The 14,574-nt window shown below is 57.6% G+C and carries 13 protein-coding genes; 5 read left to right on the top strand and 8 right to left on the bottom strand.

Annotation, left to right across the window (positions count from 1 at the left end):
• Nucleotide 1 precedes the first annotated feature (1 nt).
• Nucleotides 2-712 (top strand): GNAT family N-acetyltransferase, encoded by a 711-nt coding sequence (locus AC2FID_RS01675; RefSeq protein ID WP_496835105.1) that lies wholly within the window; start codon nucleotides 2-4, stop codon nucleotides 710-712.
• 2 nt (nucleotides 713-714) lie between these two features.
• On the opposite strand, the gene AC2FID_RS01670 is transcribed toward AC2FID_RS01675, so the two are convergent.
• A complete protein-coding gene (locus AC2FID_RS01670; RefSeq protein ID WP_496704364.1) occupies nucleotides 715-1,410 on the bottom strand; it encodes an SIMPL domain-containing protein in 696 nt (231 codons plus the stop codon).
• 164 nt (nucleotides 1,411-1,574) lie between these two features.
• Between AC2FID_RS01670 and AC2FID_RS01665 the strand changes: the two genes are divergently transcribed.
• A complete protein-coding gene (locus AC2FID_RS01665; protein ID WP_496835104.1) occupies nucleotides 1,575-3,731 on the top strand; it encodes a hypothetical protein in 2,157 nt (718 codons plus the stop codon).
• Nucleotides 3,732-3,796: 65 nt separating this feature from the next.
• Here the strand turns inward: AC2FID_RS01665 and hppD are convergent, their stop codons facing one another.
• Complete coding sequence (hppD, locus tag AC2FID_RS01660) at nucleotides 3,797-4,894, bottom strand: 4-hydroxyphenylpyruvate dioxygenase (RefSeq protein WP_496835102.1); 1,098 nt, start codon at nucleotides 4,892-4,894, stop codon at nucleotides 3,797-3,799.
• Between the two features lie 146 nt (nucleotides 4,895-5,040).
• On the opposite strand from hppD, the gene AC2FID_RS01655 reads away from it, so the two are divergent.
• Nucleotides 5,041-5,496: an Lrp/AsnC family transcriptional regulator gene (locus tag AC2FID_RS01655; protein ID WP_472723556.1), complete on the top strand. Its 456-nt coding sequence runs from the start codon at nucleotides 5,041-5,043 to the stop codon at nucleotides 5,494-5,496.
• A gap of 19 nt (nucleotides 5,497-5,515) precedes the next feature.
• Nucleotides 5,516-7,396: a monovalent cation:proton antiporter-2 (CPA2) family protein gene (locus AC2FID_RS01650; protein WP_282168519.1), complete on the top strand. Its 1,881-nt coding sequence runs from the start codon at nucleotides 5,516-5,518 to the stop codon at nucleotides 7,394-7,396.
• A gap of 28 nt (nucleotides 7,397-7,424) precedes the next feature.
• Here the strand turns inward: AC2FID_RS01650 and cobT are convergent, their stop codons facing one another.
• Nucleotides 7,425-8,438, bottom strand: coding sequence for a nicotinate-nucleotide--dimethylbenzimidazole phosphoribosyltransferase (gene cobT / locus AC2FID_RS01645; protein ID WP_496835100.1), 1,014 nt, complete (start codon nucleotides 8,436-8,438; stop codon nucleotides 7,425-7,427).
• A gap of 79 nt (nucleotides 8,439-8,517) precedes the next feature.
• Here cobT and cobS point away from each other — a divergent pair, with 79 nt between their 5' ends.
• Entirely contained in the window at nucleotides 8,518-9,282 is a 765-nt protein-coding gene (gene cobS, locus AC2FID_RS01640) for an adenosylcobinamide-GDP ribazoletransferase (protein ID WP_496835098.1), read from the top strand.
• Here cobS and AC2FID_RS01635 read toward each other — a convergent pair.
• The 5 genes from AC2FID_RS01635 to AC2FID_RS01615 form a co-directional block, all read right to left on the bottom strand.
• Nucleotides 9,279-10,046, bottom strand: a complete 768-nt coding sequence (locus AC2FID_RS01635; protein ID WP_058277667.1) for a potassium channel family protein — start codon at nucleotides 10,044-10,046, stop codon at nucleotides 9,279-9,281. The genes cobS and AC2FID_RS01635 overlap by 4 nt on opposite strands.
• A gap of 116 nt (nucleotides 10,047-10,162) precedes the next feature.
• Nucleotides 10,163-10,681 (bottom strand): CarD family transcriptional regulator, encoded by a 519-nt coding sequence (locus tag AC2FID_RS01630; protein ID WP_058277666.1) that lies wholly within the window; start codon nucleotides 10,679-10,681, stop codon nucleotides 10,163-10,165.
• Between the two features lie 285 nt (nucleotides 10,682-10,966).
• On the bottom strand, nucleotides 10,967-11,305 hold the full coding sequence (fdxA, locus tag AC2FID_RS01625) for a ferredoxin FdxA (RefSeq protein WP_058273871.1): 339 nt from the start codon (nucleotides 11,303-11,305) through the stop codon (nucleotides 10,967-10,969).
• Between the two features lie 66 nt (nucleotides 11,306-11,371).
• Nucleotides 11,372-11,737 carry an RNA-binding S4 domain-containing protein gene (locus tag AC2FID_RS01620; protein WP_496738733.1) on the bottom strand — a complete coding sequence of 122 codons (366 nt, stop codon included), beginning with the start codon at nucleotides 11,735-11,737 and terminating at the stop codon, nucleotides 11,372-11,374.
• Between the two features lie 6 nt (nucleotides 11,738-11,743).
• Nucleotides 11,744-14,563: a helicase-related protein gene (locus AC2FID_RS01615; protein ID WP_496835095.1), complete on the bottom strand. Its 2,820-nt coding sequence runs from the start codon at nucleotides 14,561-14,563 to the stop codon at nucleotides 11,744-11,746.
• Between the last annotated feature and the right edge of the window lie 11 nt (nucleotides 14,564-14,574).

Here is a 14,574-nt window from a genome sequence, read left to right as displayed (position 1 = left end):
CATGAGCGGGCACAACACCAATGATCTGGGCCAACCCATCGGATTGCCGGTAACGGGCGATTTCCCTCGCCCGACACCACCTTACACGCCGATGGAGGGCCGATATTGTTCCGTTGTCCCGCTTGATGTGAATAGGCATGCGCCCGGGTTATTCCGGGCGTTTGCCAACGACACGGATGGCCACAACTGGACGTACCTTCCCTATGGGCCGTTCGACGGCGAGCGCGAGTTTGAGGATTGGACCCGTGAGACCTGCATGGATTCCGATCCGATGTTCCACACGGTACTCGACAGCAACGATACGCCCGTGGGTATGGCTTCATTCCTGCGGATTGACCCGGCGGCGGGTGCGATCGAGGTGGGACACATCCACTTCTCACCCTTGTTGCAGCGTAGCCCGCAATCGACCGAGACTATGTTCCTGATGATGCAGCGCGTGTTCGATGAGTTGGGCTATCGCCGTTACGAATGGAAGTGCGACGCGCTGAACGCGCCGTCCTGTCGCGCGGCCGAGCGTTTGGGCTTTACCTTTGAAGGTATTTTTCGACAGGCCACCCATTACAAAGGTCGCAACCGGGATACGGCGTGGTATTCCATCCTCGACAGCGAATGGCCCCGCATCCGCAGCGCCTTTGAGGATTGGCTATCGCCGGGCAACTTTGACCAGACGGGCCAACAAAGGCAACCTTTGAAGGCCCGCGCAAGCGTCTGAGGTTACTCAGAGATTTCGAATTCCATTGTGACGGTGACCGAAACGGACACCTCGCCACCTGCGACCGGTACACCACCTGCATCCGCAGCGCTGAATTCCCGCATCATGGCCACGGGGCGCGCGCCACCGACCTGTTCGCTGATCTCTTGAACTGGTCCGAGTGTCACGTTAGCCGCCTGTGCCAACTGCTCGGCCTTGGCGGTCGCTTCGGCTACGGCGTTTGCGCGCGCCTGCGCTTGCAGCGGTTTCGGATCCTGTACGCCAAAGCTTAGCCCGCCAAAGTCATTGGCCCCGTCCTGGATGACTGCGTCCATGATTGTACCAAGCTGTGTCAGGTCACGCACGCGCACCACCACTCGGTTCGAGGCGACAAATCCCGAAATTTCGGGCCGGTCGCCGCTTGCGCTGTTACGATTGTTCCAGACCGGCGACAAAGACACGTCGCGGGTCTGCACATCGCGCGTTTCGATGCCAAGCTCCTGCAACCGGCTCAGGACCTGAGACACCGATTCCGAAGTGGCCTTCATCGCGTTCGAGGCCTGCGCGTCTTCATTGGTCACGCCCAGAGTAATAGTCGCCATATCAGGCGCGGCCTGCACGGTTCCCGCCGCGTCAACGGTGATGCGACGTTCTTCCGCATGGGTCATGCCCGCAATTGACATCGTCAGAACTGCAGCTAGAAAAGCGATTTTATTCAAGGTCTTCCCTCCAATTTTCTTTCTCCCAACATGGGGTGGCGAGGGTCTGCCGAACAAGGGGAAAGACCGGCTTTTTCTTTCCCTCGGCGGGATCCTGCTTTAATGTCACTCTGCGGACGAATGATCGTTTGCACAGATGCTGACAACTATGGTTTTTCCGGATTATGAAACCCGCCTTTGCGCTGTCTTTTTTTTCGACCGGAATATCCTTGCACCACCATTCGGATGGTGACTGGTTCTGCATTGGCGAGGTTGCTCTGGATGCGCCCGACCTGAATACGCAGATCATCGCATTGCGGGATCAGGGCTTTGCCCTTGAAAACGACCTGAACTGCAAGCTGGTGATACCAGCGGATCAGGTGCGGTTTTTGTCCGTATCAACAGAGGGCCTAAGCCTCGAGGAAAGCGCTGAAAAAGTGCGAGCGGAACTGACCGAGGCAACTCCCTATGCGCTGGATGAGCTCGCCTTTGACACCGCAACGATCGGTCCGACAACCCATATTGCTGCTGTCGCCAGGCAAACCCTGGATGAGGCCCGGACATTTGCCGCCGAGCACGGGTTTGTTCCGGTGCAGTATTCAACCCCGATCCAGGGTCAGGAATATCCGTCTGAACCTCGGTTCGAGATCGATACCCAAGACACGGTCATTGCTGCGGAACCGTTCGAGGTTGAGGATTCTGCCAAAACTGATGAAGGCCCAATCGCAGACACGATTGCAGATTCCGAGACCCCGACAGAGTTTCCTTCAGCCCCCGACACGACCCGCGCAGTAGAAACGGTTGAAGTAGAAGAATCCGCAAAAGAAAATGAAGCTGCTGCCGATCGGACGATCGCTGAAACCCAAGACCAAACGGAGGTTCCTTCCGCGCCCGATGCGACTGCAGCAGTGGAACCCGCTGAGGGTGAAGAACCTGCCCAAGAAGATGATGGCCCTACCATTCACGCGATCGCTGATACTGAGACCCCGACGGAGTTTCGTTCAGCGCCCCACGCAAATATTGCTGGCAAAACGAAAGCCCCCCCCCCGATCAACCGCTACGCCGTTCCAGCCGCGGCGGCCGCTCTTGTTGCCGGTATTGCCCTGACCGTGTGGTCGTTGACTGGATCTGACGACACCGAATCCTCAGTGGCCGAGGCGGTTTCGATTGAAGAAACTGTGCCAAACCTCACATCTGACGAGCAGATCGCCGAAACACAGGAGGTTGACGGCGATCCGGAGCTTGAATTCGAACCCGAGGCGGTCGCAACCGCGCCAGAGGAAGAGCCGCAAACCGAACCTGTCGAAGAAACCGCCGCTGATCTCAGCGCGACCGATGCTGCAATCCTCGAAGCGCTGAACGTGGCACCGACCCAGGTCGAACCGGTGGGACAAGAGCCTGCACCAGCGGAAATCTCGTCACAAGCAGGCATCGAGATCTTCGCCCCCGAACCTTTGCCTGAACCGGTCCTGGAGTCGCCAGAGGACCTGTATCTGGCATCCCTGGACAGCACTGATTTGTCGCAGGACGCAGTGGCGCTGCCTCCCGTCAGTAGCTTTGAAACTGACTTGCCGTTTGAACAAAACGCCCTGCCCGCTCAGGCCGGAGTCCAGTTTGATCTGGACGAACGCGGCCTCGTCACGCCTTCAGCCGAAGGGACCCTGAATCCCGACGGGGTGATCGTTTACCTTGGCCGGCCCGCCAAGGTTCCCCCGGCAGTTCCGGTTCGGTTTGAACAAGAGCCAATTGAGGAAGATCCTACAGCCCGCTTGGCGCAGAAACGCCCGAATCCTCGCCCGGCTAATTTGCTGGAAAGCTTTGAACGGCAACAACTTGGTGGACGCACACGCGAAGAACTGGCGGTTCTGCGTCCTAAACTGCGGCCTAAGTCCCTGCAAAGTAGCCCCCGGATTGACGAAACGCCAACGGCATTGGCAGTCGTTCGCGTTCCGCGCCCCAAAACGCGACCAGCCGGACTTGCCCGCCCGGCCAGCACAAACACAAGCACCGCCAATCTCGGGTCAACTGCTGCGGTCGATCAAAGCTCGGACGAAGCTGGTTCCTTCCAACCTAAGGCCGTGGCACCGAAGATCCCGTCGACCGCCTCGGTGGCACGGCAGGCGACCATCGACAATGCGCTCAACTTGCGCAAGCTGAACCTGATTGGGGTTTATGGGTCCCCGGCCAACCGGCGCGCGCTGGTTCGGCTGCCCAGCGGTCGGTACAAAAAACTGAAAGTCGGAGACAGGCTGGACGGCGGCAATGTTATCGCCATTGGCGACAGCGAATTGCGCTACCAAAAGCGCGGAAGAAACCTGACGCTGAAAATGCCGCGGAGCTGACGGTTCAAAAACAAAGGCGGCCGAGGGATATCCCCGACCGCCCTTTGGTGAATTACCTTACGCCGTTAAGCGGCTGAAATTTCGCCACTTTCGATCTGCTCCCGTTCGATGGATTCGAACAGAGCCTTAAAGTTCCCTTCACCAAACCCATCGTCGCCTTTGCGTTGAATGAACTCGAAAAAGATCGGGCCGATCACGGTTTTCGAGAAGATTTGCAGCAAGATCCGGGTCTCGCCACCGTCCAGCACACCCTCGCCGTCAATCAGGATGCCGTGCTTGATCATCCGGTCCAGAGGTTCATCATGATCCACAACACGTTCCTTGGACATGTCATAATAGGCCTGGTTGGGCCCTGGCATGAACTTCAGGCCCTTTTCCGCAATCGCATCGGTCGAGGCGTAAATATCTTCGCTACCCACCGCGATATGCTGAATACCTTCACCCTTGTATTTCTTGAGATATGATACGATCTGCCCGGTTTCGCCCCGGTCTTCGTTGATCGGAATACGGATACGACCACAGGGCGATGTCAGCGCACGGCTAAACAGGCCAGTGAATTTACCCTGAATGTCAAAAAAGCGGATTTCGCGGAAGTTAAACAGGCTCTCGTAGAATTTGAACCACTTATCCATGTTGCCCTTGTAGACGTTGTGCGTCAGGTGATCGAGGTAATAGAACCCATCGCCGCGCGGTTTGGACTGTTTGTCCCAGGTGAATTCCTGATTGTAAGGCGATGTTTCATAATACTGATCGATGAAATAGATCAGCGAACCGCCAATACCCTTGATCGCTGGGGCCTCCATGGTCTTGTCCGCCGCGTCATAAGGTTCAGCGCCTTTTGACACCGCGTGTTCATAGGCTTTCTGCGCGTCCACGACACGCCATCCCATCGCAGGGGCACAGGGGCCGTGTTCTGCCACGAACTTAGCGGCAAAGCTTTCTGGATCAGCATTCAGGATGTAGGTCACGTCCCCCTGCTGCCACAGTTCAACCATAGGCTTGTCCGTGTGGTGTCCGACCAACTCGAACCCCATTTTGGCGAAAAGATCGCGCAGTTCCTGCGGCTCGGGGTGGGCGAATTCGACAAATTCAAACCCATCGGTTCCGGCTGGATTTTCAGGGCTGATGACAGATTTCGGGGCGTTGTGCGGGAAAGGACCCATGGCGCGTCTCCGTAAAAACAGGAATTTCTTTGCTGATTCCAAAATACGCCTTACCAAGCGCTGTTTCTGCGCATAGTTTTCGTGTAAACTATAAACATATGCGTAAATCACGCATGAACACGGATAAATTTGGAGAAACTCCGCATATGCTGGATTCCGCTGATACGCGACTGTTGTCCGCCCTGCAAAAGGACGCGCATCTGACCGCGCATCAATTGGGTGAAATGCTGAACCTGTCACCAAGCCAGGCCGGGCGCCGCCGTCAGCGGCTTGAGGCCGAAGGCTATATCACCGGATATGCGGCACGGCTGGATCCCCTAAAACTTGGCCTGCAGGTCCAAGGGTTCATTCAGGTGCATTTGGGCACACATGGCCCGGAACAATCCGCGAGTTTTGCCCGCATGGTCGACACCCGCCCCGAAATCACCAGCGCCTGGACGATGACCGGAGAGGCAGATTACCTGCTGCACGTCTATTGCGACGATCTTTCCGCGCTCAACCGCTTGCTTCACCAGGTGATACTGCCGCATCCTGCAGTGGCACGGGTGCACAGCCAGATCGTGATGGACCAACTTAAACGCGACGCGCCATTGCCCACCTGACCGGACCGAGAGGACAAACATGGACGATTTCCTTTACCAGGCTTCAATCTATCTGGCTGCCGCCGTGATAGCAGTGCCCTTGTCGGCACGTCTGGGGTTGGGTTCAGTTCTTGGTTATCTGGCCGCTGGCATTGTCATTGGCCCTGTCTTCGGGCTTGTGGGGGCCGAGACCGAAAGCCTGCAGCACGTGGCCGAATTCGGTGTGGTCATGATGCTGTTTCTGATCGGGCTCGAGCTTGAGCCGCGCGCCTTGTGGGACATGCGCGACAGGCTTCTGGGACTAGGCGGCCTGCAAGTCCTGTTGTCGACCGCAGTCATCGCTGCAGTTGCCATGTATGCAAATCACCCCTGGTCGGTCGCACTAGCCGTCGGGTTAACCTTATCTCTGTCATCCACAGCGATTGTGCTGCAAACGTTGTCGGAAAAGGGGTTGATGCAGACAAATGGAGGTCGGGCGACGTTTTCGGTCCTTCTGACGCAGGACATCGCGGTCATTCCCATTTTGGCGATGCTGCCTCTTTTGGCGTTGCCTGCAATGCCTCATATCGAAAGCGACGGCTCAATCGACCGCGGCGCGGATGCGCTCCATGAGGCCGGACATCATAGCTTGTCACTTGTCGAGGGCCTGCCCGGCTGGGCTGTTACGCTGGTCACCATCGGCGCGGTTGCCTTCGTCATTCTGGCTGGCATCTACCTAACGCGTCCACTGTTCAGGTTCATCCACGCCACCAGGCTGCGCGAAATGTACACGGCGCTGGCGCTGATGATCGTCGTGGGCATTTCCTTCCTGATGACACTAGTAGGACTCTCCCCTGCTCTGGGCGCGTTTCTGGCGGGTGTAGTTCTGGCAAGCTCAGAATTCCGGCACGAAATGGAAAGCGACCTTGAACCGTTCAAGGGACTTTTCCTGGGGCTGTTCTTTATCACGGTCGGCGCCGGGATTGACGTTGGCTATTTCTTCAATGACCCACTGGACCTGATCGGTCTGGCACTGCTGGTCATACTGGCTAAAGGGATCATCCTGTATCTGGTCGGTCGTGCGTTCCGGCTGCGCGGTCGGGATCACTGGTTGTTCACATTAGGTTTGGCGCAGGCCGGCGAATTCGGCTTTGTTCTGTTGGCCTTTTCAACACAGCAAAACGTCATCCCACCGGATTTGTCGCAAAAACTGTTGATGATTATTGCCCTTACAATGCTGATCACTCCGCTGCTGTTCATCATCTTCGATCTGCTGTCGCGCCGTATGGGTGATGGCGTCCCCGAGGCCGAGCCCGATGAAATCGACGAAAAAGGCCCGGTCATCATCGCTGGCATTGGGCGCTTTGGTCAGATCGTGAACCGATTGGTCCGCGCGAGCGGGTTCAAGACCGTCGTACTGGACCATGATATCGAGACAATCCAGTTGATGCGACGGTTCGGCGTCAAGGGGTTTTTGGGTGACCCCACGCGGCCAGAACTGCTGCGTGCCGCCGGGCTTGAAAAAGCTTCTGTTCTGGTCGCCGCGATGGATGACCCCAAGCAAGTCACACGTTTGGTCGGCTTTGCCCGCCGTCAGCGACCGGATTTGCACATTGTGGCCCGCGCACGTGATCGTACCCATGTCTACCAATTGTATCAGGCCGGAGCGAATGACATTGTCCGCGAGATGTTCGACGGATCACTACGGGCAGGTCGCTATGTCCTGGAAAACGTAGGTCTGAGCGAATACGAAGCGGCTCAGGCCGAGCAGACATTCTATCACCACGACCGCGCCTCTGTGCGTGATCTGGCAGAATTGTGGATCCCCGGTATGCCGACCGGTGACAACAAGAAATACATCGAACGGGCGCGGCAGCTTGAAAAAGACCTGGAAACTGAGCTGCTGGAACTGGCCGAGAAGCACGCAAAGAAGTCAGCCTGACCCGGCCCTGCCGGATCAGGCGGTTTGATCAGCCGTCCGAAACACCTGCTTCGGCAAATGTCGCCATGCCGGAATGGCACGCGACCGCGCTTTTAAGTATGTTGATCGCCAGCGCCCCGCCCGAGCCTTCGCCCAAACGCAATCCAAGGCTCAACAATGGCTCTTTGCCTAACTTGGCCAATACCGCTGCGTGCGCGCCTTCTGCACTTTGGTGGCCTGCAATCGTGTGATCCAATGCGCCCTCGGACATGTTTGCCAGACAGGCCGCAGCCGCCGAGCAGATAAAGCCGTCAAGAATAACCGGGATACGCAAGGCACGCGCAGCGGCGATGGCCCCGGCCATGGCCGCGATTTCACGCCCGCCCAGACGGCGCAGGATTTCCAGCCCGTCACCCGACCCGCCATGCAAGGCGATGCCTTCGGCCACGACGCGCGTTTTGTTGGCCAAACCGGCATCGTCTACCCCAGTGCCACGCCCAGTCCAGTCTGCGGCGTCGCCACCGAACAAAGCGCATGCGATGGCAGCCGCCGGGGTCGTGTTGCCGATGCCCATCTCTCCAACCACAAGCAAATCGGCATTGTGGTCCACGGCGGTCCAGCCCACGCGCAGGGCCTCAAGCAATTCTTCTTCGGACATCGCGGGACCAGCGGTGAAATCCGCGGTCGGTCGATCCAAATCCAACGCGTGCACATTCATGGTCGCACCAGCGGCTTTGGCCAGCTGATTGATCGCCGCGCCGCCATGTTCAAAGTTCATGACCATCTGAACAGTCACCTCGGGCGGAAAGGCCGACACGCCTTGCGCTGTGACGCCATGATTTCCCGCGAATACGATGACCTGAGGGGCAGAGATTTGCGGCCGGGCATCCCCACGCCAGCTCGCATACCAAATTGCCAAATCCTCAAGCCGGCCCAATGCGCCGGGAGGTTTAGTCAGTTGTCCGTTACGCTCAGCAGCACCTTGCAGCGCATTGCCATCCGGTCCCGGAGCGTTACTCAGGGCCTCGCGAAGGGTATTCAGGTCTTTTAATTCCGGCAGCATCCAAAGCCTCGTTGCATCAGAGTGGTCCTGTGTGTTTAACCGAAGCGTCCGATCCAACAAGACCCCGAAAGGCGCGGGAGTGAACAAAAACGACACCAAACTGTTTTCCGCGTGGGATTTTCCGCTGTCGCTGGTCCTGTTGACGCGTCTGCCGTTGCCGCGCCTGCCGGAATACCTGTTTGCGCGGCAGGCCAAAGCGGCCTGGGCTTTTCCCTTGGTGGGACTGGTCGTCGGGGCGTTGGCCTGTGCCGTCGGTTGGACGGCCGGTGCATTCGGCCTACCTGCATTCGCCAGCGCCGTAATACTTGTGGCGGTGCTGGTGATCGCCACTGGCGCGATGCATGAAGACGGGCTTGCGGACACGGTTGACGGATTTTGGGGCGGGTTCGCCACCGAACGCCGCCTGGAAATCATGAAGGACAGCCATATTGGTGCTTACGGAGTTCTAACTCTAATCTTTACCCAACTGCTGCGCGTCGCGCTGATCGCGGCGCTTCTGTCGGCCAACGCATTTGCGGGTATTCTGGCGGCGTGCATCGTCTCACGCGCAGTCATGCCCATCCTCATGGCAGCTTTACCCAACGCCAGAAACAGCGGGTTGAGCCATTCGGTCGGCGGCCCAAAGGCCGAGACTGCGGCGACAGGCTTTGGCCTTGCAGTCATCTTATCGCTGCTGCTGATTGGACCAAGCACACTGATGGCAACGGTTTTTTCCGCGCTGATCGTTGGAATCCTGGCACTCGTCGCCAAGACTAAAATCAAAGGACAAACGGGCGATGTTCTGGGCGCCTCGCAGCAACTGGCAGAGCTTGCGTTCCTTTTGGCATTGGTTGCAACGATCTAAGTCGTCCCGCCTGTTTCGATCCTTAGGGTTTCGCCACAATGCTTGCAGTGAACCGCGTCTGGATCGTGACGGTAGAGGCCACAGTTTGAGCATTTGTGGCGTACTTTCTGCGGCATGAAAATCGCCTGCGCTAACCGGACGAACAACGCCACGCCGACGATCATTATGAAGACCGAAAACAGTTTTCCCCCAGGGGTCGCCAGCGTGATGTCCCCGAACCCGGTGGTCGTCAGGGTTGCCATAGTGAAGTAAAGCGCATCGATATAGGCGTGCGGGCTGTTTTCCGGGATGAAGAAGACCAGAACTGCGGTGGACGTGGCGAACACGAACACCAGCAGATTGATCGCCGCGATCACTGCGTCCTCATGCGTCCGGAAAAAATCGCTGTCCCGTCGCAGATCCCTTAGCAGGTGATAGGAATGGATCAGGCGTAGCGCTCGTAAGATACGCAGGAACGCCAGATTCCAAGGTAGAAACAGATCAAGAAACAGCGAAACGATCACAACAATGTCGGCCATCGTGTAGACTTGGCGCAGTAGTTTCCAACGATCCTTCGAAATCCACATCCGCGCCGAGAAATCCAGCACAATGAAGAACCCAATGATCAGGCTGGCAACGGTGAATCCCGTGCCGTGTTCGCCATTTGCCGTAGCCACAAAGAAAACGATGGTGATCGCATCAAACAGGATCAAGCCATAGCGAAACCAGACGGAAATGGGGTCGTGGCCGATATATAGATATTTGACTGTCTGTTTTAGGTTCACTGTCTACGCGCCTCTTCTTGCTGGAAAATTAGCCGTAAACTGAGCTTTCACCAAGCCATCAACGCGAAAAAGCCGCCCCCTTTCGGGAGCGGCCAGAAAATTGACTGGAGAAGCGATCAGGCAGCCGCGGCCGCGCGCGAGGTCAGAACCTCATCAATCTGCTTGGCCGCCGATACTTCACCTGCACCAGAAACAGCCGCGACTTCGCGGGTCAGGCGTTCCAGCGCGGCTTCGTACAGCTGACGTTCCGAATAGCTCTGTTCGCGCTGGTCATCAGTGCGGTGCAGATCGCGGACAACCTCGGCGATCGAGATCAGATCACCGGAATTGATCTTTTGTTCATATTCTTGCGCCCGGCGCGACCACATCGCACGTTTCACCTTGGCCTTACCCTTCAGGGTTCTCATCGCCTGGCTGATAACGTCAGGTGAGCTGAGGGACCGCAAGCCGGATTCGGTAACCTTGTTGGTCGGCACCCGCAGGGTCATCTTGTCTTTTTCAAAAGAAATGACGAACAGCTCGAGCGAGTATCCCGCGACTTCCTGCTCTTCGATCGAGATGATCTGGCCCACACCATGGGCGGGGTAGACAACATAATCGTTCGGGCGGAACTCAAGCTTTTTCGACTTAGACATACAGGTTCATCCTTGGTTACGAGAGAGAGGCAGAGACAACAAAAGACCCCAAACCGTGCCAACATCTGGCCCAGTCAGGCGGTAAGTTTGTCAAAAAATCAGAACTCCAAAGCGTACATACTTACGGAGTCATCCCCATCTCATTCATCATTCAGTTTCTGAGTATATCACAAAATTGCGACGCCCGAAAGTCCGGCTCCCACAATGGTGAAGAAACCCCAGACTTTTCAAAGCGATACAGCAGAAGACCGCTACTCAAACCACCCGGTTCAGTTACCGAATCGCTTAACCGCCTTCGCCGGGTGCTTCGGAGAAATACTTCTCCATTTTGCCCTCTTCGCCGTCACGCTCTTCCGCTTCAGGCAAGGGGTCTTTCTTGGTCACGATAACGGGCCACTGTTCCGAGAATTTTCGGTTGAACTCGACCCACTGTTCCATTCCAGGCTCAGTGTCGGGACGAATGGCGTCCGCAGGGCATTCGGGTTCACACACACCACAGTCGATGCATTCGTCGGGGTGAATGACTAATGTGTTCTCACCTTCGTAAAAACAATCCACCGGACACACTTCGACGCAGTCGGTGTATTTGCAGCCAATGCAGTTTTCGGTGACGACATAGGTCATTGTGGGATTCCCATTCTCGGTTTGGGCGTCTAGCTAATTCAGTCTGGCCTTCTCTTCAAGGTAGGATCAACCATCCCGGGGGCGAGAAAGATCAAGCGCGCGCCTATCTTTCTTTGTTGGACGACCCTTTCCCTCAAATCCCGGATTCTTAGGAGGCACGTCCTTCTTTTCCGTCATATCGAAGTATAACGTTTGTGCCTCGGACGCCGGGCCACGCCTTTCTCCCAGTGCTTCGACGCGTACTACGCGCACGATACGGCCTTGGGGGAAGGTCAGAACGTCACCGGGCCCAATGGCCTGTGCCGGCTTCAGAACCCGGTTTCCGTTCAATCGGACATGACCGCCGCTGACCTGTTTGGCAGCCAGGCTGCGGGTCTTGAAGAACCGCGCCTGCCACAACCACTTGTCGATCCGCAGCTTGGCCTCGGCCATCGCAGATCAGTTGCCGTCCTTCAAACCCATAAGCGCTGCTGCAAACGGGTTATCGGGATCGATCGCCTTTTCCTTCCGGGGCGGACGGGATGAGAACGTCTTGCCACCTTGCGGTTTGCCACCCTTCTTACCTTGCGGCTTGCCGCGACCATCCTGCGGTTTACCGCGCGGTTTGCCTTTGCCCGGCCCCTGCCCTTGCCGCTGTTCACGACGTGGAGCGCGATTTGCTGGACGCTGACGACCCCAGGTGAAAGTGTAGAACACCTCAACATCGGTCTCATCTGAGGCGGGTTCGGTTGCCGGAGCCTCAGCTACCGCCTCGGTGCTTTCGGTGGCCTCGGCTGGCGCGACGACCTCTTCGGCTTCTGCCTCGGGCGCCGGGGTTTCTTCGGCAGCAGGCTGTTCCGTCACGTCAGTCGCGGGCTTTTCGGCTTCGACCGGTGCGGCTTTCACCTTTTCACGCTCACCGCGCTCGGCCTTATAGCCCAGCCCTTGCATCAGATCCGCGAACTGCTCAAGCGTCATGCCGGTGATCGACAACATATCGGGCTTGGCCTCGAAACCACCTCGGCTGTCTTCGGCACGCAGCATGTCTGCCAGACGTTCCAGCATGTCGATGCGGATCGAACGCTCGCCGGCATCGCGATAACCGCACATGGTATCGTAGCCCTCAGGCGCACCTTTGGCGACCGGAACAGTGACCAGACCCGGAGGCGGCGCGTCAGGGAATTCCTGCAATCCACCGGCCAGCGCCCAAAGAACCAGACGCAGACGCGTAGGCGCGGGTTTCAGCAGAAGCGGCATGAAGATTGTGAACTGACCAAACCGGATGCCGTGCTTGCGCAGGGCTCCACGGGCGTCCTGATCCAGATCTTTGACCTCTTGCGCAACACCTGCGCGGGGCAGAACGCCCAGCCCTTCAACCATGCGGAAGGCGAACCCTTTGGCCAGACCTGACAACTCTTCATCGCGCGACAAGTTCAGCAGCGGCTCGAACAACGCCGCAACCTTGCGGTCGATGAAATGTTGCAGACGGCGCTGCACTTTCTGTTCGACATCCGGGCCTGCGGCGTCATCCACAAACACCTCGACCATCGGCTTGAGAGACTCTGCCCCGGCAACCAACTTGCCAACAGCATACTCGCCCCACATCAGGCCACCCTGATCGGTAAAATCAATTTCGGTATCGGGCGCGTTATAGAAGCGGTCTGCACGCAGATGGAATTGCGGTGCGAGTGCTTGCAGAGAGGCCGATTTGAGAGCTTTCGCCTCGGTTCCCTGTGCGCTTTTGTCCGGGGTAAACCGGAACCCTTCCAGACGACCGACGAATTCTCCTTCGACGGTCACTTCACCCTTGTCATTTACTTCGGCCAAAAGGGCCTCCTTCTGTTTGAGCCGGCGCAACAACACTGACGTGCGCCGGTCCACAAATCTCTGAGTCAAACGATCATGCAGAGCGTCCGACAGCCTGTCTTCTACAATGCGCGTTTCCGCGCGCCAATGTGATTCGTCACGCACCCATCCGTTTCGTTGCGCAACATATGTCCAGGTGCGAATATATGCCAACCTTTTGGACAGTGCATCAATATCCCCATCTGTTTTGTCGATGCGGCGGATTTGCCGCGCCATGAACTCGTCAGGGATAGCGCCGCGTTCATGCAGATGACCATATATCACCTCAAGCAGGCTGGCGTGCTCCGCGTGGCTGATACCGCGAAAATCGGGAATTCGGCACACATCCCACAGCAATCGGACGGACGGTCCATCGCTAGCACGGGCCACAATCTCGGCCTCCTGAGACAGCGATTTCAGAGCGTTCAGGTCGTCTGCGGGTCGGGCCTTGATCAGATGTTCGCTGTCCGGGCTGACTTCCAACGAGTCGATGAGCGCCTCAACCGAGCCAAACCGCAAAGCAGCATTCCGCCAATTCAGCTTTTTCATCGGCGTGAACCGGCTGTCCATGATCGCCTGCGCGACCCCGTCGTCCAGCGGAGGGGCCTCACCCGTCACGCCAAATGTACCATCGGACATCCCGCGCCCTGCCCGGCCTGCGATCTGGGCCAGTTCATTGGGGGCCAGGTGGCGCATCCTGCGACCGTCGAATTTGGTCAGCGACGAAAACGCCACGTGGTTCACATCAAGATTCAAACCCATCCCAATGGCGTCAGTTGCAACGAGGTAGTCCACCTCACCATTCTGATACAGCTCGACCTGCGCATTCCGTGTGCGCGGGCTGAGCGCGCCCATAACGACGGCGGCACCGCCCTTTTGGCGACGCAGCAGCTCGGCAATGGCGTAGACGTTATCGATCGAAAACCCGACAATGGCACTACGTGCGGGCATGCGGCTTATCTTTTTCGAGCCGGAATAAACCAGCTGAGACATTCGTTCACGGCGAATGAACTGCACTTCGGGCACCAGCGCCGCAATCGGACCGCGCAAAGTGTCAGAGCCCAGAAACAACGTCTCACTCGTTCCGCGCGAACGCAGCAGACGGTCGGTGAAAACATGTCCACGCTCGGGATCTGCACACAGCTGGATTTCGTCGATGGCTACGAAATCTGCGCCCATGCCTTCCGGCATCGCCTCAACAGTGCAGACCCAATACTTAGCACGCGGCGGAACGATCCGCTCTTCACCCGTTACAAGGGCAACGACCGACGGTCCGCGGATCGCGACGATCTTGTCATAGACTTCGCGCGCCAGCAGACGCAGCGGCAGGCCGATCACACCTGTCCGGTGCCCCAGCATCCGCTCAATCGCGTAATGGGTTTTGCCTGTGTTGGTCGGGCCCAGTACGGCCACGATTCGGGATGACCCGCTCACCTTTGCCCCCT

The sequence above is a fragment of the Ruegeria sp. CDSC068 genome, from assembly GCF_059610545.1.
The sequence above is the reverse complement of the archived record's forward strand: the minus strand, read 5'-3'. Positions and strand labels throughout refer to the sequence as shown.